18 protein-coding genes are annotated in these 20,409 nt (G+C 65.9%); 17 read left to right on the top strand and 1 reads right to left on the bottom strand.

Features of this window, described 5'->3' with window-relative positions; all coding sequences use genetic code 11:
• Positions 1–84 precede the first annotated feature (84 nt).
• The 16 genes from ACYRGX_RS00985 (at position 85) to trpC (ending at position 19,016) form a co-directional block, all read left to right on the top strand.
• Positions 85–2,463, top strand: coding sequence for a PAS domain-containing sensor histidine kinase (locus ACYRGX_RS00985; RefSeq protein ID WP_473054755.1), 2,379 nt, complete (start codon positions 85–87; stop codon positions 2,461–2,463).
• Positions 2,460–3,089 (top strand): response regulator transcription factor, encoded by a 630-nt coding sequence (locus ACYRGX_RS00980; protein WP_473054754.1) that lies wholly within the window; start codon positions 2,460–2,462, stop codon positions 3,087–3,089. Before ACYRGX_RS00985 ends, ACYRGX_RS00980 begins: the two co-directional genes overlap by 4 nt.
• 135 nt (positions 3,090–3,224) lie before the next feature.
• Positions 3,225–4,328: an ABC transporter ATP-binding protein gene (locus ACYRGX_RS00975; RefSeq protein ID WP_473054753.1), complete on the top strand. Its 1,104-nt coding sequence runs from the start codon at positions 3,225–3,227 to the stop codon at positions 4,326–4,328.
• A 50-nt stretch (positions 4,329–4,378) separates the two neighbouring features.
• Positions 4,379–5,410, top strand: coding sequence for an ABC transporter substrate-binding protein (locus tag ACYRGX_RS00970; protein WP_473054752.1), 1,032 nt, complete (start codon positions 4,379–4,381; stop codon positions 5,408–5,410).
• Positions 5,411–5,479: 69 nt separating this feature from the next.
• Positions 5,480–6,715: an ABC transporter permease gene (locus tag ACYRGX_RS00965; RefSeq protein WP_473054751.1), complete on the top strand. Its 1,236-nt coding sequence runs from the start codon at positions 5,480–5,482 to the stop codon at positions 6,713–6,715.
• 142 nt (positions 6,716–6,857) lie between these two features.
• Complete coding sequence (locus ACYRGX_RS00960; RefSeq protein ID WP_473054750.1) at positions 6,858–7,685, top strand: ABC transporter permease; 828 nt, start codon at positions 6,858–6,860, stop codon at positions 7,683–7,685.
• 104 nt (positions 7,686–7,789) lie between these two features.
• A complete protein-coding gene (locus tag ACYRGX_RS00955; RefSeq protein WP_473054749.1) occupies positions 7,790–9,160 on the top strand; it encodes a sigma-54 interaction domain-containing protein in 1,371 nt (456 codons plus the stop codon).
• A gap of 176 nt (positions 9,161–9,336) precedes the next feature.
• A complete protein-coding gene (locus ACYRGX_RS00950; RefSeq protein ID WP_473054748.1) occupies positions 9,337–10,485 on the top strand; it encodes an iron-containing alcohol dehydrogenase in 1,149 nt (382 codons plus the stop codon).
• Positions 10,486–10,565: 80 nt separating this feature from the next.
• Positions 10,566–11,945, top strand: coding sequence for a hypothetical protein (locus ACYRGX_RS00945; protein ID WP_473054747.1), 1,380 nt, complete (start codon positions 10,566–10,568; stop codon positions 11,943–11,945).
• Positions 11,946–11,998: 53 nt separating this feature from the next.
• The gene (gene gabD, locus ACYRGX_RS00940) at positions 11,999–13,450 is read left to right on the top strand and encodes an NADP-dependent succinate-semialdehyde dehydrogenase (RefSeq protein ID WP_473054746.1); all 1,452 of its coding nucleotides are present in this window, start codon (positions 11,999–12,001) and stop codon (positions 13,448–13,450) included.
• 91 nt (positions 13,451–13,541) lie between these two features.
• A complete protein-coding gene (rpe, locus tag ACYRGX_RS00935) occupies positions 13,542–14,219 on the top strand; it encodes a ribulose-phosphate 3-epimerase (protein WP_473054745.1) in 678 nt (225 codons plus the stop codon).
• Entirely contained in the window at positions 14,216–14,899 is a 684-nt protein-coding gene (locus tag ACYRGX_RS00930) for a phosphoglycolate phosphatase (protein ID WP_473054744.1), read from the top strand. Before rpe ends, ACYRGX_RS00930 begins: the two co-directional genes overlap by 4 nt.
• A 197-nt stretch (positions 14,900–15,096) precedes the next feature.
• A complete protein-coding gene (gene trpE / locus ACYRGX_RS00925; RefSeq protein WP_473054743.1) occupies positions 15,097–16,581 on the top strand; it encodes an anthranilate synthase component I in 1,485 nt (494 codons plus the stop codon).
• Between the two features lies 1 nt (position 16,582).
• Positions 16,583–17,179: an aminodeoxychorismate/anthranilate synthase component II gene (locus tag ACYRGX_RS00920; protein WP_473054742.1), complete on the top strand. Its 597-nt coding sequence runs from the start codon at positions 16,583–16,585 to the stop codon at positions 17,177–17,179.
• On the top strand, positions 17,176–18,222 hold the full coding sequence (trpD, locus tag ACYRGX_RS00915) for an anthranilate phosphoribosyltransferase (protein WP_473054741.1): 1,047 nt from the start codon (positions 17,176–17,178) through the stop codon (positions 18,220–18,222). The genes ACYRGX_RS00920 and trpD overlap by 4 nt, the downstream gene beginning before the upstream one ends.
• Complete coding sequence (gene trpC / locus ACYRGX_RS00910) at positions 18,219–19,016, top strand: indole-3-glycerol phosphate synthase TrpC (protein WP_473054740.1); 798 nt, start codon at positions 18,219–18,221, stop codon at positions 19,014–19,016. Before trpD ends, trpC begins: the two co-directional genes overlap by 4 nt.
• A 50-nt stretch (positions 19,017–19,066) precedes the next feature.
• Here the strand turns inward: trpC and crp are convergent, their stop codons facing one another.
• Entirely contained in the window at positions 19,067–19,711 is a 645-nt protein-coding gene (crp, locus tag ACYRGX_RS00905) for a cAMP-activated global transcriptional regulator CRP (protein ID WP_473054739.1), read from the bottom strand.
• 246 nt (positions 19,712–19,957) lie between these two features.
• On the opposite strand from crp, the gene ACYRGX_RS00900 reads away from it, so the two are divergent.
• Entirely contained in the window at positions 19,958–20,380 is a 423-nt protein-coding gene (locus ACYRGX_RS00900; protein ID WP_473054738.1) for an OsmC family protein, read from the top strand.
• Positions 20,381–20,409 lie beyond the last annotated feature (29 nt).

Below are 20,409 nucleotides of genomic sequence, written 5' to 3'. Positions count from 1 at the left end.
GGTGACGCGCCATCGGCGCTGCGTTCATCGGCGGCGGTGAGTGGAGTAATGTACAACCTCCGTTCTTTCTGCGCCGAGTTTCCCATGCCCCGCTGGCCGCTGCTGCTGTTGTGTTTCTGTCTGACCGGCAGTGCCTTCGCCAGTGCCGCGCCCGCTCCGGAGCTGAACGATGCTCCGCGCGAGTGGCTGCACGCGCACCCGCAGTTGCATGTCGGGGTCGTGCTGCAACCACCGTTTGCGCAGATCGATCGCCGCCGCCAGCAGTTGGGCGGCGCCAATGTGGAGTTGGTCGAGGCGCTGGCCCGCGAGTTGGGCGTTGGCCTGGAGTGGACCGCCTTCGACAGCCAGGCGGCGCTCGAGCGTGCCCTGCGCGAAGGGCGCATCGATCTGGCGCCGGGACTGCAGCAAACGCCCGCGGGGCTGCGCGTGTGGCGCTACTCCGATCCCTACATGCGGGTGCCGCAGCTGCTGGTCGGCGAGGCCGGCGCCGAGCGGGTGGATATCGATCGTCTGCCCAGCGGGCTGACCATCGCCTTGCGCGAAGGCAGCACGGCGCTGGGCTACCTGCGTGAAACCTACCCCGGCGTGCGCCGTCTGCCGCTGAACAGCGAGCGCCAGGCGCTGCGCGCGGTGCTCGAACAGCGCGCCGACTATGCGGTGGTGGACAAGGTGCAGCTCGGCCTGCTGGCGCGCCAGTACGAGTTTTCCGGCGTTTCGGTGGTCGGCGACCTGGGCTTGCCCAAGCTGCTGCGTATCGGTACCCGGCTCGACGCGCCGTTGCTCGGCGAGGTACTCGACGAAGCGCTGCTGCAGCTACCCTCGGCCGAGATGGAGCGCCTACAGCGGCGCTGGTTGCCGGAGGATACGCTGGCCACGTCCCGCGACCTGGCCTTCTGGCGTAGCAGCAGCGTGCTGTTGCTGCTGCTGGTGGCCGGCCTGCTGGCGCTGCTCCTGATCCAGCGCCGCCAGCAGCGCGACCTGGAGCGCCGGCTGCTCGCCGAGCGTCGCGCCGCGGCCGAGCGCAAGGCCGCCGAAGAGGCCCTGCGCATGACCCAGTTCGCCGTCGACCACGGCAGTGTCGGCATCCTCTGGGTCAACTGGGATGGCAGCATTCGCTACGCCAACCATGCCGCCGAAGGCATGCTCGGCTATGCCCCCGGCGGGCTCAGCGAGCGCCCGCTGAGCGAGTTGCAGCCGGAGCTGGACATGGATCGCTGGCTGGAACTGTGGCGGCGTACCCGTAGCGAGGGCGGCGCGGCGGCGATGGAAACCTTCTACCGCTGTAGCGATGGCAGCTGGCTGCCGGTGGAGCTGGACCTGAGTTTCCTGCGCTTTGGCGATTCGGAATACCTGGTGGCCTTCCTGAGCGACGTCAGCGAGCGGCGGCGGACCCAGGCCGCGCTGCTCGAACGGGAATCCCGCCTGCAGGGCATCGCCGCCAACGTGCCGGGCATGGTGTTTCGCCTGGAGCGCCCCGAGGAGCACCTGGCGCCGCGCTTCGCCTTCATTGGCGATGGCTGCGAGGCGCTGCTCGGCTATGACAGCGAAGCGCTGGCCGCGCGTGGCGTGCGTTCGCTGGTGCATCCGGATGATCTGTCCGGCTACCTGGAGACCCAGGCTCGCGCCTTCGCGGAGAACCACGACTGGCGCTGGCAGGGACGCATCCTCACCCGTGACGGCGCACTGCGCTGGGCCGACATCCGTGCCAGCGCCCGCCGCAGCAGCGAGGACCGGGCGGTGTGGGATGGCGTGCTGTGGGACATCAGCGAGAACAAGGTCAACGAGCTGGAACTGGAGGCTTCGCGCGGGCAACTGCGCGAGCTGGCGGCGCACCTGGAAAGCGTGCGCGAGGAGGAAAAGGCGCGCATCGCCCGCGAGGTGCACGATGAACTCGGCCAGGTGCTCACCGTGCTCAAGCTGGAGATCTCCATGTGCGAACTGGCCCACGGCGAGGTGGCCGGGCTCGGTGAGCGCATGACCGGGATGAAGAAGCTGCTGGCACAGTTGTTCAGCCTGGTGCGCGACGTGGCTTCGGCGCTGCGTCCGCCGATCCTCGATGCCGGCCTGGCCTCGGCCATCGAATGGCAGGCGCTGCAGTTCGAGGCGCGCACCGGAACGCCCTGCCTGGTCAGCGTGCCGGAGCAGTTGCCGGAACTCTCGGATGCGCGTGCGGTGGGGCTCTTCCGCGTACTGCAGGAGGCGCTCACCAACGTCATGCGGCATGCCCGGGCGCACAGCGTCGAGGTGCAACTGGCGTACCTCGACGGCACGCTGTGCCTGCAGGTCGCCGACGATGGTTGCGGCTTCGATCCGGCCGCCCTGGCGCAAGGGCACTCGTTCGGCCTGGTGGGCATGCGCGAGCGGGTGCTGATGCTTGGCGGCGATCTGCAGATCGACAGCCGCCCCGGACAAGGTACGCTGTTGCGCGTGCAACTGGTCGTCGAAGAGGAGGTGGCGGCATGATCCGTGTCGTGGTGGCGGAGGACCACACCATCGTTCGCGAGGGCATCAAGCAGTTGATCGGCATGGCGCCGGACCTCTGCGTGGTGGCCGAGGCGGGCAATGGCGAGCAATTGATGGAGCGCCTGCGCGAGACCGCCTGCGAGGTGGTCCTGCTGGACATCTCCATGCCCGGCTGCAATGGCCTGGAGGCGATTCCGCGGATTCGTGCGCTGAGCCAGCCGCCGGCGGTGCTGGTGTTGTCGATGCACGACGAGGCACAGATGGCCGCCCGTGCGCTGAAGATCGGCGCGGCGGGCTATGCGACCAAGGACAGCGACCCTGCGCTGCTGCTCACCGCCCTGCGCAAGGTCGCCAGCGGCGGCCGCTACATCGATCCGTCACTGGCCGACCGCATGGTCTTCGAGGTCGGCCTGACCGACCAGCGCCCGGCCCACGCGCAGCTCTCCGAGCGCGAGTTCTCGGTGTTCGAGCGCCTGGTACGCGGCGAGGGCGTCAACGAGATCGCCCAGCACCTGGCGATCAGCGGCAAGACGGTGAGCACTCACAAGGCCCGGCTGATGCAGAAGCTCGGGCTTTCCAGCGTCGCCGAGCTGGTGCGCTACGCGGTGGAACACCGCCTGGTCTGAACGCCTGCCGTGTAGGGCGATGCCTACACGGCACTTCCGCAAGGCCCACGGCATTCTCTCCTGCCGCCCGATTTTTTCCGCCGCTTCGCTTGCCTAGTCTAGAGCCCTTGAGACAGACACAACCAAGGGTGCGGTATGGCCGAGCAGCAGGACGTCCTGGTCAGCTTCAAAGGCGTGCAGAAGAGTTACGACGGCGAGTCGTTGATCGTCAAGGACCTCAATCTGGACATTCGCCGCGGCGAATTCCTCACCCTGCTGGGGCCGTCCGGCTCCGGCAAGACCACCAGCCTGATGATGCTGGCCGGCTTCGAAACGCCGACCGCTGGCGAGATCCTGCTCGACGGTCGCTCGCTGAACCGGGTGCCGCCGCACAAGCGCGACATCGGCATGGTGTTCCAGAACTACGCGCTGTTTCCGCACATGACCGTCGGCGAGAACCTGGCATTCCCGCTCTCGGTGCGTGGCATGAACCGCACCGACGCCGCCGAGCGGGTCAAGCGCGCGCTGTCGATGGTGCAACTCGACGCCTTCCGCAACCGTTACCCGGCGCAGCTCTCCGGTGGCCAGCAGCAGCGCGTGGCCTTGGCCCGTGCGCTGGTCTTCGAGCCGCAGCTGGTGCTGATGGACGAGCCCCTCGGGGCGCTCGACAAGCAGTTGCGCGAGCACATGCAGATGGAGATCAAGCACATCCATCAACGCCTGGGCGTGACCGTGGTGTACGTCACCCACGACCAGGGGGAGGCGCTGACCATGTCCGACCGCGTGGCGGTGTTCCATCAGGGCGAGATCCAGCAGATCGCGCCGCCGCGTGACCTTTACGAAGAGCCCCGCAATGCCTTCGTCGCTCACTTCATTGGCGAGAACAACCGTCTGCCGGGGCGCCTGGAGCGTGTCGACGGCGAGCGTTGCACGGTGCTGCTGGGCCGCGGCGAGCGGGTCGAGGCACTGGCGGTGAACGTGGGTGCTCCCGGTGAGCCGGTGAGCCTCTCGGTCCGTCCGGAGCGCGTGCGCATCGAGGCGGCCAGCGAACAGTGCAGCAACCGCTTCTCCGGTCGCATCGAGGAGTTCGTCTACCTCGGCGACCACGTGCGTATTCGCCTGGAGGTTTGCGGGCAGAACGATTTCGTCGTGAAGCAGCCGATCGCCGAGCTGGACCCGGCACTGGCGGTGGGCGACGTGGTACCGCTCGGCTGGCAGGTCGAGCATGTGCGTGCCTTGGACCCCCAGTTGGCGGACTGAACGCGCACCCTCATCGAGTTCGAACACTTGGCATACAAGGAGCGATAACAATGATCCAACGTCTCACGCTTTCCGCCCTCGTCCTGGGCCTGGCCGCGGCTTCCCAGGCGCAGGCCGCCGACCTCACCGTGGTTTCCTTCGGTGGCGCCAACAAGAATGCCCAGGTCAAGGCTTTCTACGAGCCCTACCAGGCCAGCACCGGCAACAAGATCATCGCCGGTGAGTACAACGGTGAAATGGCCAAGGTGAAAGCCATGGTCGACACCAACAGCGTTTCCTGGGACCTGGTCGAAGTCGAGTCGCCGGAGCTGGCGCGCGGTTGCGACGAAGGCCTGTTCGAAGAGATCGATCCGTCGATCCTGGGCAACGAGTCCGACTACGTGAAAGGCGCCATCAGCCCTTGCGGCGTCGGCTTCTTCGTCTGGTCGACGGTGATGGCCTACAACGCCGACAAGTTGTCCAGCGCGCCGCAGAGCTGGGCGGATTTCTGGAACGTGGAGAAATTTCCCGGCAAGCGCGGCCTGCGCAAGGGGGCCAAGTACACCCTGGAATTCGCCCTGATGGCCGACGGCGTCGCACCCAAGGACGTCTACAAGGTGCTCGCCACCAAGGACGGCCAGGATCGCGCATTCCTCAAGCTCGACGAACTCAAGCCCTACATCCAGTGGTGGGAAGCCGGCGCCCAGCCGCCGCAGTTCCTCGCCTCCGGCGACGTGGTGATGAGCTCGGCCTATAACGGCCGCATCGCTGCGGTGCAGAAGGAGAGCAACCTGAAAGTGGTGTGGAACGGCGGTATCTACGACTTCGACGCCTGGGCCATTCCGAAAGGGGCCAAGCAGTCCGACGAGGCGCTGAAGTTCATCGCCTACACGCTGCAGCCCGAGCAGCAGAAGGTCTACTCGTCGAACATCGCCTACGGCCCGGCGAACACCCAGGCGGTGCCGCTGCTCGATGCCGGCCTGCTGGAAAACATGCCGACCACCGAGGCCAACATCAAGGATCAGGTGGCCATGGACGTGTCCTTCTGGGCCGACTACGGCGAGCAGCTGGAACAGCGCTTCAACGCCTGGGCGGCGCGCTGATGCCCCGCGGGAGCGTCCTGTGCGGCGCTCCCGTCGTTTCGATGTGATCCATTCTTTGCGGAGTTCGCCATGGCCAATGCCGTGACCACCGGGCTGACCCTCAAGCAGCGCCTCGCGCGTGCCGAACGGATGAGCCGCTGCAAGTCGCAGCTGCTGATCCTGCCGCTGCTGCTGTTCCTTCTGCTGACCTTCCTGGTGCCTATCGCCGCGTTGCTCTACCGCAGCGTGCATAACCCCGAGGTGATCGAGTCGCTGCCGCGTACGGTCGAATCCATCGCCGCCTGGGACGGTCGTGGCCTGCCGGAGGAAGCGGTGTTCCGTTCGCTGGCGCTGGACCTGGAAGAGGCGCGCCGCAACCAGACCCACGGTGACCTGTCGAAACGCCTGAACATGGAACTCGCCGGCTACCGCAGCCTGATCGCCAAGACCGCGCGCAAACTGCCGCTCGAGCCGACCCCGGCGAGCTATCAGGACGCTCTGGAGTCCCTCGATGAGCGCTGGGGCGACCCGGCCTACTGGCAAGTGATTCGCCGCAACGCCAGCCAATACACCCCCTATTATCTGTTGGCGGCGCTCGATCATCGCGTCGACGACTTCGGCGATATCGTCGCCACCACCCCGGACCAAGCCATCTATCTGGACGTGTTCGCGCGTACCTTCTGGATGGGTGCGGTGATCACCGTGATCTGTCTGCTGCTCGGCTATCCGCTGGCCTACCTGTTGGCCAACCTGCCGACCCGCACCAGCAACCTGCTGATGATCATGGTGCTGCTGCCGTTCTGGACTTCGATCCTGGTACGCGTGGCCGCCTGGATCGTACTGCTGCAGTCGGGCGGGCTGATCAACGGCGCGCTGATGAAGCTGGGGCTGATCGATGCGCCGCTGGAGTTGGTATTCAACCGTACCGGCGTCTACATCTCGATGGTGCACATCCTGCTGCCGTTCATGATCCTGCCGATCTACAGTGTGATGAAAGGCATCTCGCCGACCTACATGCGCGCGGCGATCTCCCTGGGCTGCCACCCGTTCGCCAGCTTCTGGCGGGTGTACTTCCCGCAGACCTTGGCCGGCGTCGGCGCCGGTGGCCTGCTGGTGTTCATCATCGCCATCGGCTACTACATCACGCCGGCGCTGATCGGTAGCGCCAACGACCAGATGATCAGCTACTTCGTCGCCTTCTACACCAACAGCACCATCAACTGGGGCATGGCCACCGCGTTGGGCGGGCTGCTGCTGGTGGCGACCATGGGCCTTTACGTGGTGTACAGCTGGCTGGTCGGCGCCAGCAAGCTGCGCCTGGGCTGAACGGGTCTGCAGGACAGGCCATCCGATGACCCTCTGCCCGTTGCGGGAGAGGGTGCCCGAAGGGCGGGAGCGGGCTCTGGCAGAGGCCGGGCCGCGCTCCACGAACCGGGCACAACGCTAAAAGATCACTGGAGTCGAACCCATGCTCAGCCCTTACATGTCTCCCATCGAGCGCCTCTGGTACTACGGCCTGCGCATCCTCTGCGCGCTGGTGCTGCTGTTCCTGGTATTGCCGGTGTTGGTGATCATTCCTCTGTCGTTCAACTCGGGCACCTTCCTGGTGTATCCGCTGCAGGGCTTCTCGCTGCGCTGGTACGCGGATTTTTTCAACTCCGCCGGCTGGATGCGCGCGCTGACCAACAGCGTGATCGTCGCACCCGCCGCCACGCTGCTCGCGATGGCCTTCGGCACCCTCGCCGCGATCGGTCTGAACCGTGGCGAATTCCGCGGCAAGGCGCTGGTGATGAGCATCCTGATCTCGCCGATGGTGGTACCGGTGGTGATCGTCGGTGTCGCCAGCTACCTGTTCTTCGCCCCGCTGGGGCTGGGCAACAGCTACCTGTCGCTGATCATGGTGCACGCGGTGCTCGGCGTGCCCTTCGTGGTGATCACCGTCTCGGCGACCCTGCAGGGCTTCAATCACAACCTGGTGCGTGCCGCCGCCAGCCTGGGGGCCGCGCCCTTGACCACCTTCCGCCGGGTGACCCTGCCGCTGATCGCTCCCGGCGTGATCTCCGGCGCGCTGTTCGCCTTCGCTACCTCGTTCGACGAAGTGGTGGTGACGCTGTTCCTCGCCGGCCCCGAGCAGGCCACCCTGCCGCGGCAGATGTTCAGCGGCATTCGCGAGAACCTCTCGCCGACCATCGCGGCCGCCGCGACCCTGCTGATCGGCTTCTCGGTGGTGCTGCTGCTGACCCTGGAGTGGCTGCGCGGACGTAGCGAGCGACTGCGCACCCAGACCCCCGAGTAGCCGGCGCATAGCCGTTGCTCGAAGGCCCCGCCGGTTAGCCGGCGGGGCCTTTTGCATTTCCCGGCGTAGAATGCGGCGCTCTCCCAGTCCTACCGAGGCGCCAGATGGACTTCGATGATCCCGGTTTTCGCGAGTTGCTCGATGCCCTGCATGACGGCGTCTACATCACCGATGCAGACGGTATCACCGTCACGATCAACCGGGCTTATGAGCGCCTGACCGGGCTGCGCAGCGAGGACGTGGTCGGCCAGCACATGCAGGCGCTGGTGGAGCAGGGGCTGATCTCGCAATCGGTTTCCCTGCGTGTGCTCAAGGAGGCCAAGGCGCTGTCGCTGATGCAGAACGTCGGCCAGGGCAAGCGGTTGCTGGTCAGCGGCACGCCGATCTTCGCCGACGACGGACGGGTGAGCTACGTGGTCAGCACGGTGCGTGACATGACCGAGCTGCTGCGCATGAAGCACGAGCGCGACGAGTTGCAGCAACTGCGCCAGTTGCGCAACAGCACGGCCAAGTTGCACGCCGCTCCGCGCGATGACCTGCTCGACGCCTCGCCTGTCGCCAGCCTGCCCGCCTCGGGCCGGGTCTTCGCACTGGCCCGGCAGGTCGCCGCGAGTGACGTGAAGGTGTTGCTGCAGGGTGAAACCGGGGTGGGTAAGACGCTCATTGCCCAGTACATCCACAAGCGCAGCGCGCGTGCGGCGCAGCCGTTCCTGGCTCTCAACTGCGGGGCGCTGCCGGAGAACCTGATCGAGGCCGAGCTGTTCGGCTACGTGGCGGGCGCCTTCACCGGTGCCGGCAGCAAGGGCAAGCGCGGCCTGCTGGAGCTGGCGCACCAGGGGACGGTGTTCCTCGACGAGATCGGCGACCTGCCGCTGGCGCTGCAGGTAAAGCTGCTCAAGGTGATCGAGGAGAGCCGCTTCATTCCGGTCGGTGGCCTGGAACTCAGGGAAGTGGACGTGCGCATCATCACCGCGACCCACCATGATCTGCGCAAGATGGTCGAGGAAGGCCGCTTCCGCGCGGACCTCTACTACCGGCTCAACGTGGTGCCGATCCACGTGCCGGCGCTGCGCGAGCGTCGCGAGGAGATCCAGCCGCTGCTGGACTTCTACCTGGCCGAGTTCAACCAGCGCTACGGGCGCGAACTGAGCTGGGGGCTGGAGGCCCTGGATGCGCTGACCGACTACGCCTGGCCCGGCAACATCCGTGAGCTGATCAACCTGGTCGAGCGCCTGGTGGTCACCTGCAGCAGCGAGAGCGTCGAGCTGTTCGAACTCCCCGAGGAAATGCGCGCCGCACGGGGCGAAAACGCCGATGACAGCCTGCTGCCGCTGCGCAAGCAGGTGGAGAACCTCGAGCGGCGGCTGATCCGCAAGGCCCTGGTGCAGCACAAGACCACCCGTGAGGCGGCCAAGGTCCTCGGCCTGAGCCAGGCGACCCTGGTGCAGAAGATGAAGCGCTGGGAACAGGGTTGATTTAGAAATGGATCGTATGGCGTTTTTTTGATTGGTTTTCTGATCGCTCGGCGCGCTGTAAAAACTGTGGCAAATGGACGCAAGCCTTGTGGGACGCCGCTTTGCGCGAGCTGGCACAGGAATCGCTATGGCAGGGCCCGAACCCGTTCAGCAAAAACGCATAAAAGGGCCTGCCGATGAGTATTGCTGCATTCAAGATCGCCAATAAGTTGCTGACCGGCCAACATGCCGTGGAGCAACTGGCGGTCGAACTGCCCCGCCTGAAGATCACCCACCCGCTGATCGTCACCGATGCCATCCTGATCGAGTCCGGTACCGTCGACCACGTGCTCAAGCAGTTGGGCGAGTGCTCCTACGGGATCTTCGATGGCGTCGAGCCGGAGCCGGAGATCGCCATCGTCGAGGCCTGTGCCAAGGCTTATCGCGACGGTGGACACGACGGCCTGATCGGCGTCGGCGGAGGCAGTGCCATCGACATCGCCAAGGCGGTGGCCGGCTACGTGGGGCATGAGGGCGCGCTGGAGGAGCTGTTCGGCGTCGATCAGGTCAAGCGCAAGGGCCCGCCGCTGATCGCCATCCCGACCACTGCCGGCACCGGTTCGGAAGTGACCAACGTGTCGATCCTGTCCGACAAGAAAGCGCAGTTGAAGAAGGGCATCGTCAGCGACTACCTGCTGCCCGACGTGGCGCTGGTCAGCCCGGTGATGACCCTGACTTGCCCGCGCGGCGTCACCGCGGCCAGCGGTGTCGATGCGCTGGTGCACGCGGTCGAGTCCTACCTGTCGGTCAATGCCTCGTCGATTACCGACTCGCTGGCCATCGGCGCCATCAAGCTGATCGCCAAGGCGCTGCCCAAGGCCTACGCCAATCCGGCCGACATGGCCGCGCGCGAGGACATGGCCACCGCCAGCCTGATGGCCGGCATGGCCTTCGGCAACGCCGGCGTGGGGGCCGTGCATGCGCTGGCCTACCCGCTGGGCGGGCGTTTCAACATCGCCCACGGCGTCAGCAACGCCTTGTTGCTGCCCTACGTGATGGCCTGGAACAAGCTCGCCTGCGTCGAGCGCATGGCCGAGATCGCCGCGGCCCTGGGCGTGCAGACCCAAGGCCTGAGCGACAAGGCCGCGGCCGACCTCGCCGTCGAGGCGATGGCCGAGCTGTGCGCCAGCGTCGACATCCCCAAGGGCATGCGCAGCTTCGGGGTGCCCGAGGACGCCATCCCGGCTATGGCCGAAGAGGCCAGCAAGATCGATCGCCTGATGCGCAACAACCCGCGTCGTCTGACGGCGGGCGATATCGAGCAGATCTACCGCGCAGCCTACTGATTTCTCTGCAACAACCGATGGACAGCCCCGGTCATGCCGGGGCTCGCTGCTTACAACTCTAATAAAACCGGGTGACTCAAATGTCCGAACTGCATCAACAAGAACTGGGTGTGGAAGCCCCTTACTGGCCGTTGGGGCCTTTCAAGGTGCGTCTGCCGTTCATTCATTACCGCTTCGAAGTCGCCGATTACATGCAGGGTCTGCTCATGTGCGCGGTGGACCTGGCGGCGATTCCGCTGATGACCGAATTCCTCGGCATGCCCTTCGAGGTGGCGCTGGCCGTGGTCATGCTCAACGGCTTGCTCTATCTCGTTCACCATCTGCTCGGCGACCCGGTGGTGCCGGGCTGGATCACCCCGGCGATTCCTTTGCTGATGGCTTACTGCAGCCAGTTCCCGGAGGGACCGGAGCGGGTCCACGCGTTGATCGCCTTCCAGTTGATGCTGGGGGCGTTCTCCATCGGCCTGGGGATGACGGGTACGGCACGCAAGGTCGTGTCGCTGGTGCCCTCGGCGCTCAAGGCCGGCATCATCATGGGCGCCGGCCTGAGTGCGGTGGTCACGGTGTTCAAGGAAGGCGGTCGCTTCGACACCTTCCCCTGGACCATTTCCATTGCCATCGGCATCGCCTTCTACCTGGTGTTCTCCGTGCACTTCCAGGCGCTGAAGAAGCGCAACCGCTTCTGGTGGAACTTCGCCAAGCTGGGGATCTTCCCGATCATCCTGCTGGCGGTGTTCGTCGCGCCGATCTTCGGCGAGGCTCCCTGGCCGAGCATTGAATGGGGCATCAGCAAGCCGGACTTCGCCACCCTGTGGAGCGACTACACCGTGTTCGGCCTGGGCATGCCGCCGTTGATGATGTTCGTCACGGCGATCCCGACGGTGTTCGCCGCCTACCTGGTGGTGTTCGGCGACGTACTCGGGGCCCGGGCGATTCTTTCCGAGGCCGATCACGTGCGCCGCGACGAGAAGGTCGACTTCAACCCGAACCGCTCGCACCTGATCTTCGGCGGGCGTAACGCGTTGATGAGCATCCTCGGCCCGGACGTGGCCATGTGCGGGCCACAGTGGTCGGCCATGCAGGTGGTGATCACCGAACGCTTCAAGGGTGGCGCCAAGGCGATGAAGTCGATCTATGGCGGCGTCGGTTCGTTCCGCTGGGGCACCAACACCGGCCTGTTGCTGTTGCCGGTGGTGACCCTGGTGCAGCCGATCCTCGGCGTGGCGCTGGCGCTGACCCTGCTGATCCAGGGCTACGTGAGCGTGCGCCTGGGCATCATGGAAGCGCGCAGCCAGCGCGATCTGGGCATCGCCGGGGTGATTGGTGCGGTGCTGGCGATCAAGGGGGCCGGCTGGGCCTTCGCCATCGGCGTCGGTCTCTGCGCACTGATCTACGGTGCGCACATGTTCCGTGGCGAGAACGACCAGACCTTTACCAAGGATTTGCCGCCGTCCGAGTGAGCTCTCGAACCGACCTGCCGGATGGCCTGCGCCTCCGGCTGCTGGAGTAGTGCATGAAACTGAACGACCCCGATCTGTTGCGTCATCAGGCTTATGTCGATGGCCGCTGGTGCGCTGCCGATGACGGCAGCGCCACGGAAATCTTCAACCCGGCCAACGGCGAGTCTCTGGGATCCGTGCCGAACATGGGCGCCGCCGAAACGCGGCGTGCCATCGCCGCGGCCGAGGCCGCGCAACCCGCCTGGCGTGCGCTCACCGCCAAGGAGCGTGGCGCGCGCTTGCGCACATGGTTCGAGCTGATGCTGGCCAACCAGGAAGACCTGGCGCAGATCATGACCGCCGAGCAGGGCAAGCCGCTGAGCGAGGCGCGTGGCGAAGTGCTGTATGCCGCGTCCTTCATCGAGTGGTTCGCAGAGGAAGCCAAGCGTGTCTACGGCGATACCATCCCTGGCCATCAGCCGGACAAGCGGCTGATCGTCACCAAGGAGCCGGTTGGCGTTACGGCGGCGATCACGCCCTGGAACTTCCCTGCGGCGATGATCACCCGCAAGGCCGGGCCAGCATTGGCGGCCGGTTGCGCGATGGTTCTCAAGCCGGCGCCGCAGACGCCCTTCAGCGCGCTGGCCCTGGCGGTGCTGGCCGAGCGCGCGGGAATTCCCGCCGGTTTGTTCAGCGTGCTGCCGGCCGATGCCGAGCGCTCTCGCGAGGTCGGCGGCGAGCTATGCGCCAACCCGGTCGTGCGCAAGCTGTCGTTCACCGGCTCGACCGGTGTCGGCATCAAGCTGATGGAGCAGTGCGCGCCGACCCTGAAGAAGCTGTCGCTGGAACTGGGCGGCAACGCGCCCTTCATCGTCTTCGACGATGCCGACCTGGATGCGGCGGTCGAGGGCGCGATGATCGCCAAGTACCGCAATGCCGGGCAGACCTGCGTCTGCGCCAACCGAATCTACGTCCAGGATGGCGTGTATGACGCGTTCGCCGGGAAGCTGGCGGCTGCGGTGGCCAAGCTGAAGGTGGGTGAGGGCGTCGAGGCCGGTGTGACCACCGGGCCGCTCATCGACGGCAACGCCGTGGCCAAGGTGCAGAGCCACCTGGCCGATGCACTGGAGAAAGGCGCGCGGGTGCTGCAGGGCGGCCAGGCGCTGGGCGGCAACTTCTTCGAGCCCACCGTGCTGGCCGACGTGACGCCTGACATGCGTGTGGCCCGTGAGGAGACCTTCGGCCCGCTGGCGCCGCTGTTCCGCTTCAGCGATGAAGCCGAGGTGGTACGCCAGGCCAACGATACCGAGTTCGGTCTGGCAGGCTACTTCTACACCCGCGATCTGGCCCGCGCGTTCCGCGTCGGCGAGGCGCTGGAGTACGGCATGGTCGGGGTCAACACCGGACTGATCTCCAACGAGGTGGCGCCGTTCGGCGGCATGAAGGCTTCCGGGCTGGGGCGTGAGGGTTCCAAGTACGGACTGGACGAGTACCTGGAGATCAAGTACCTCTGCCTGGGCCTCTGATGGCGAGGGCAGCGCCCCGTCGGGGGCGCTGCCAGATGCTGCCCGAGCCGGTACAATGCGCGCCTTTCCCCGTGCAGCCCGCAGGTCCGCCATGCAACCCTATGCCATCGCCCCGTCGATCCTCTCCGCCGACTTCGCCCGTTTGGGCGCGGAAGTGGACGCCGTGCTCGCCGCCGGAGCCGACATCGTCCACTTCGACGTGATGGACAACCACTACGTGCCCAACCTGACCATCGGCCCGATGGTCTGCGCGGCGCTGCGCAAGTACGGCATCAGCGCGCCGATCGACGTGCACCTGATGGTCAAGCCGGTGGACCGCATCATCGGTGACTTCCTCGAGGCCGGTGCCAGCTACATCACCTTCCACCCGGAAGGTTCCGAGCACATCGACCGCTCGTTGCAACTGATCAAGGACGGCGGCGCCAAGGCTGGCCTGGTGTTCAACCCGGCAACCCCGCTGGACGTGCTCAAGTACGTGATGGACAAGGTCGACATGGTGCTGCTGATGAGCGTCAACCCCGGCTTCGGCGGGCAGAAGTTCATCCCCAGCACCCTCGACAAGCTGCGCGAAGCGCGGGCGCTGATCGACGCGTCCGGGCGCGACATCCGTCTGGAGATCGACGGCGGGGTCAACGTGAATAACATCGGCGAGATCGCCGCCGCGGGCGCCGATACCTTCGTCGCCGGCTCGGCGATCTTCAACCAGCCGGACTACAAGACGGTGATCGACGCCATGCGTCAGGCGCTGGCCAAGGCCCGCTCGGTATGAGCCTGCGCGCACTGTTCGGCGGACATCTGCCGCGTCTGGCGATGTTCGACCTGGACGGCACCCTGATGGATTCGGTGCCGGACCTGGCTGCCGCCATCGACGCCATGCTGTTGCAGCTCGGGCGGCCGCCCGCGGGCGTGGAACGGGTGCGCGACTGGGTCGGCAATGGCTCGAAGGTGCTGGTGCGCCGCGCCCTGGCCGGCCAGCTCGAGCATGCCGCGGTAGACGATGCCGAGGCCGAACGCGCGCTGGCGCTGTTCATGCAGGCGTATGCCGGGGGGCATGCGCTGACCACGGTCTATCCCGGGGTGCGCGAATGCCTCGATTGGCTGACCGCCGAGGGCGTGCAACTGGCGATCGTCACCAACAAGCCAGCGCAGTTCGTCGAACCGCTGCTGGCGGAGAAGGGCCTGGCCGGGCGCTTCGCCTGGATCGTTGGCGGCGACACGCTGCCGCAGCAGAAGCCTGATCCGGCCGGCCTGCTGCACGTGATGCAAGAGGCCGGGGTTGGCGCGCAGGATGCACTGTTCGTCGGCGACTCGCGCAACGACGTGCGTGCCGCCAAGGCGGCCGGGGTGCCCTGCGTGGCCCTGCGCTACGGCTACAACCACGGCCGCCCTATCGACGAGGAAGCGCCGGCGCTGGCACTGGACAGCCTGGCCGAGCTGTTGCCCGGTTGATCTGTATGGGCTTGCTGCGCTAACGTGACCGCCTGTTGCCCGCCCATGCGAGATTCATGACGTGGTGGTTACCTGCAAGCTGTGGATGAAGGTCATCAAGGCCCTGGCCCGTTGGCGCTGGCGCGCCTGATCCTTTTCTGCCGGTTTTCCCGGCCCGCTTGCTCGACCCTTTTTCTGGCTCCACCACGAGACCGATCATGACCCGCGAAGAATTCCTGCGGTTGGCCGCTCAGGGCTACAACCGCATTCCCCTGGCCTTCGAAACCCTGGCCGACTTCGACACGCCGCTGTCGCTCTATCTCAAGCTCGCCGATGCGCCCAACGCCTACCTGCTGGAATCCGTGCAGGGGGGCGAGAAATGGGGCCGCTATTCGATCATCGGTCTGCCCTGCCGCGAAGTGTTGCGCATCCACGACCACCACTATGCGATTTACCGCGATGACCGGGTGGTGGAGGAGGGCGAGAGCAGCGATCCGCTGGACTTCGTCGAGCAGTACAAGGCGCGCTTCTCGGTGCCCACGCTGCCTGGCCTGCCGCGCTTCAATGGTGGCCTGGTCGGCTACTTCGGCTATGACAGCGTGCGCTACGTGGAGAAGAAGCTGGCGCGTTGCCCTAATCCCGATCCGCTGGGCACGCCCGATATCCTGCTGATGGTGTCCGACGCCGTGGTGGTGTTCGACAACCTGGCCGGCAAAGTGCATCTGATCGTGCTGGCCGACCCGGCCGTCGAGAACGCCTACGAGGCGGGGCAGGCGCGCCTGGCCGAGCTGCGCGAGCGCCTGCGTCAGCCGATCACCCCGCGCCTGGGGCTGGATCTGGACGCCCCGGCGGGGGCCGAGCCGGCGTTCCGTTCCAGCTTTGCCCGTGAGGACTACGAGGCAGCGGTGCTGCGCATCAAGGACTACATCCTCGCCGGCGACTGCATGCAGGTGGTGATCTCCCAGCGCATGTCGATCCCCTTCGCCGCCGCGCCGATCGACCTGTACCGGGCGCTGCGCTGCTTCAACCCGACGCCCTACATGTACTTCTTCAACTTCGGCGACTTCCATGTGGTGGGCAGCTCGCCGGAGGTGCTGGTGCGCGTCGAGGATGGCCTGGTCAGCGTGCGTCCGATCGCCGGCACCCGCCCGCGCGGCGCCGGTGCCGAAGAGGATCTGGCGCTGGAGAAGGACCTGCTGTCCGATACCAAGGAGCTCGCGGAGCACCTGATGCTCATCGACCTGGGACGCAACGACGTCGGCCGGGTTGCCGCCACCGGCTCGGTGCAGGTCACCGAGAAGATGGTGATCGAGCGCTACTCCAACGTGATGCACATCGTTTCCAACGTCACCGGCCAACTCAAGGACGGGATGAGCGCGATGGACGCGCTGCGCGCGATCCTTCCCGCCGGCACCCTCTCCGGCGCGCCGAAGGTGCGTGCCATGGAAATCATCGACGAACTGGAACCGGTCAAGCGCGGCGTCTATGGCGGCGCGGTCGGCTACCTCGCGTGGAACGGCAACATGGACACGGCCATCGCCATCCGCACCGCGGTGATCAAGGACGGCGAACTGCACGTGCAGGCCGGCGCCGGCATCGTCGCCGACTCGCAACCCGACGCCGAATGGGTCGAGACCCTGAACAAGCGCCGCGCCATGTTCCGTGCCGTGGCCCTGGCCGAGCAGTCCGTGGAGGGGCGCTGACATGCTGTTGATGATCGATAACTACGACTCCTTCACCTACAACGTGGTGCAGTACCTGGGCGAGCTGGGTGCCGACGTGAAGGTGGTGCGCAACGACGAACTGAGCATCGCGCAGATCGAGGCGCTGGCGCCCGAGCGCATCGTCGTCTCCCCGGGACCCTGCACCCCGAACGAAGCGGGTGTTTCCCTGGAGGCGATCCGTCATTTCGCCGGCAAGCTGCCGATCCTTGGCGTCTGCCTGGGCCATCAGAGCATCGGCCAGGCCTTCGGTGGTGAAGTGGTGCGCGCGCGCCAGGCCATGCACGGCAAGACCAGCCCGGTGCACCACCATGACCAGGGCGTGTTTGCCGGCCTCGCCAACCCGCTCACCGTGACCCGCTACCACTCGCTGGTGGTGCGTCGCGAAAGCCTGCCCGAATGTCTGGAAATGACCGCCTGGACCCAGCTCGAGGACGGCTCGGTCGACGAGATCATGGGCCTGCGCCATCGCACCCTGAACGTCGAGGGCGTGCAGTTCCATCCCGAGTCGATCCTCACCGAGCAGGGGCACGAGCTCTTCGCCAACTTCCTCAAGCAGCAGGGAGGCGTACGCCAATGAACATCAAGGAAGCGCTGAACAAGGTGGTTGCCCAGCTCGACCTGAGCACCGACGAAATGCAGCAGGTGATGGTGCAGATCATGACCGGGCAGTGCACCGACGCGCAGATCGGTGCCTTCCTCATGGGCATGCGCATGAAGAGCGAAACCATCGACGAAATCGTCGGCGCCGCCCAGGCCATGCGCGAGCTGGCCTCGCCGGTGTGCATCGGCGCCGAGCGCCTGGTGGACACCTGTGGTACCGGTGGCGACGGCATGAACATCTTCAACGTCTCCACCGCGGCGGCCTTCGTCGTCGCCGCGGCGGGTGGCAAGGTGGCCAAGCACGGCAACCGAGCGGTCTCCGGCAAGAGCGGCAGTGCCGATCTGCTGGAAGCCGCCGGAGTCTATCTCGATCTCAAGCCGGAGCAGGTGGCGCGCTGTGTCGAGGGCGTCGGGGTCGGCTTCATGTTCGCGCCGGCTCACCATGGTGCGATGAAGCATGCCATCGGGCCGCGCCGCGAACTGGGGCTGCGTACCCTGTTCAACATGCTCGGCCCGATGACCAATCCCGCCGGGGTGAAGCACCAGGTCATCGGTGTCTTCAGCCAGGCCCTGTGCCGGCCGATGGCCGAGGTGCTGGCGCGCCTGGGCAGCCAGCACGTGCTGGTAGTGCATGCCCAGGACGGTCTCGACGAGATCAGCCTGGCCGCACCGACCTTCGTCGCGGAACTGCGCGACGGCAAGGTCGAGGAATATCGCATCCAGCCGGAAGACTTCGGCATCAAGAGCCAGAGCCTGATCGGCCTGACCGTCGAAGGCGCCGAGCAGTCGCTGGCACTGATTCGCGATGCGCTGGGCAAGCGCAAGACCGAGAGTGGCCAGAAGGCCGCTGACATGATCGTGCTCAACGCCGGCGCGGCCCTCTACGCCGCGGATCATGCTGCTAACCTGGCCGATGGCGTACGCCTCGCCCAGGATGCGCTGCACACCGGGCTGGCCCGGGAGAAACTCGACGAGCTGGTCTCCTTTACCGCCGTCTACCGCCAGGAGAATGCAGGATGAGTATTCCGACCGTGCTGGAGAAGATCCTCGCACGCAAGGCCGAAGAGGTTGCCGAACGCCGTGGCCAGGTGTCCCTCGCCGAGCTGGAGACGCGCGCCGCCCAGGCCGATGCGCCGCGCGGCTTTGCCCAGGCGCTGCAGGAGCGTGCTGCGCGCAAGTCACCGGCGGTGATCGCCGAAGTGAAGAAGGCTTCACCGAGCAAGGGTGTGTTGCGCGAGCATTTCGTTCCCGCGGAGATCGCCCGTAGCTACGAGGCGGGCGGTGCGGCCTGCCTGTCGGTACTCACCGACGTGGATTTCTTCCAGGGCGGCGACGCCTATTTGCAGCAGGCCCGCGCGGCCTGTTCGCTGCCGGTGATCCGCAAGGACTTCCTCATCGATCCTTACCAGGTGGTCGAGGCGCGAGCACTGGGCGCGGACTGCGTGCTGCTGATCGCAGCGGCGCTGGACGATGTGTTGATGCATGAACTGGCCGATACGGCCCAGGCCCAGGGCCTGGACGTGCTGGTCGAGGTGCACGATGCGCAGGAACTGGAGCGGGCGCTGCGTCTGTCGACGCCCTTGGTGGGCATCAACAACCGCAACCTGCATACCTTTGACGTACGCCTGGAAACCACCCTGGAGCTGCTCCCGGAGATTCCCCAGGATCGTCTGGTGGTCACCGAGAGCGGTATTCTCAACCGCGCCGACGTCGAGCTGATGACGATCAACCGGGTCTATACCTTCCTCGTCGGAGAAGCATTCATGCGCGCCGATGATCCGGGCGATGCCCTGCAGCGATTGTTCTTCGCCTGATCGCAAAAGAAAGCCCGCATTCGCGGGCTTTTTCCATTGGGTGCGGAGTGCTAGCGCGTCCCGTGCACCACCATGGTCTTGCCTTTGACGTGTACCAGACCTTGCTCCTGCAGGCTTTTCAGCACGCGGCCGACCATTTCCCTTGAGCAGCCCACGATGCGGCCGATCTCCTGGCGGGTGATCTTGATCTGCATGCCGTCGGGGTGGGTCATGGCGTCGGGCTGCTTGCACAGGTCCAGCAGCGTACGCGCGACACGGCCGGTGACGTCTAGAAAGGCCAGGTCTCCAACCTTGCGGGTGGTATTGCGCAGCCGTTCGGCGAGCTGCCGGCCGATCGCCAGGAGTATTTCCGGGGACTGCTTGGCGAGTTCCCGGCACTTGCTGTAGCTCAGCTCGGCGATTTCGCATTCGCTGCGGGTGCGCACCCAGGCGCTGCGGGGATGCTCCTCGCCGTCGGTGTCGAACAGCCCCATCTCGCCAAAGAAGTCTCCGGCATTGAGGTAGGCGATGATCATCTCACGGCCATCGTCGTCCTCGATCAGTACGGTGACGGAGCCCTTCACGATGAGGAACAGCGAATCGCAGGGATCACCCGCATAGATGATGGTGCTCTTGGCCGCGTGACGGCGCCGGTGAGCGTGGGCGAGGAGAATGTCGAAATGGCGGGGTCGCGTGAGAGGATTGATGGCTACCATGCCCGGGGTCCTTTGTCTGTGGCCAGCGGCGGAAAGTGCATGTCCTTGCGGCTTGAAAGGATATTCTGCCTGTTGCAATAGCGTCATATAAGACGACGCTCGGACGCAGTGCGTTTTTTGTGAACGGTTTGGCGTTGCTGCGCTTCTCTGAGGGGGCAAGGGGCATCCCAGGAGGCCTTGCGCCCGGGGCGCCGAGCCCCTATCTTTCCCAGCCTTTGGCTGAGCAGACGCGGCGGGTACGAAACGATGAAAGCGCGAATCCAGTGGGCCGGTGAGGCGATGTTCCTGGGAGAGTCGGGCAGCGGCCACGTGGTCGTGATGGATGGCCCGCCCGATCATGGTGGTCGTAACCTCGGTGTGCGTCCGATGGAAATGCTGCTGCTCGGCCTGGGTGGCTGCACCAACTTCGATGTGATGAGCATCCTCAAGAAGTCCCGGCAGGCGGTAGAGAGCTGCGAAGCCTTTCTGGACGCCGATCGCGCCGATGAAGACCCCAAGGTCTTCACCCGCATCCACGTGCATTTCGTGGTCAAGGGGCGCGGGTTGAAGGAGGCACAGGTCAAGCGCGCCGTTGAATTGTCGGCAGAGAAATACTGTTCGGCTTCGATCATGCTCGGGCGCGCGGGCGTGGAGATCACCCACGACTACGAGATCGTCGAGCTCGGCTAGACGCCGTGGCCGTATATGAAAAGGGCGCC

The sequence above is a fragment of the Pseudomonas sp. R4-15 genome (assembly GCF_055768815.1).
This window is presented reverse-complemented; position numbering and strand designations above follow the sequence as displayed.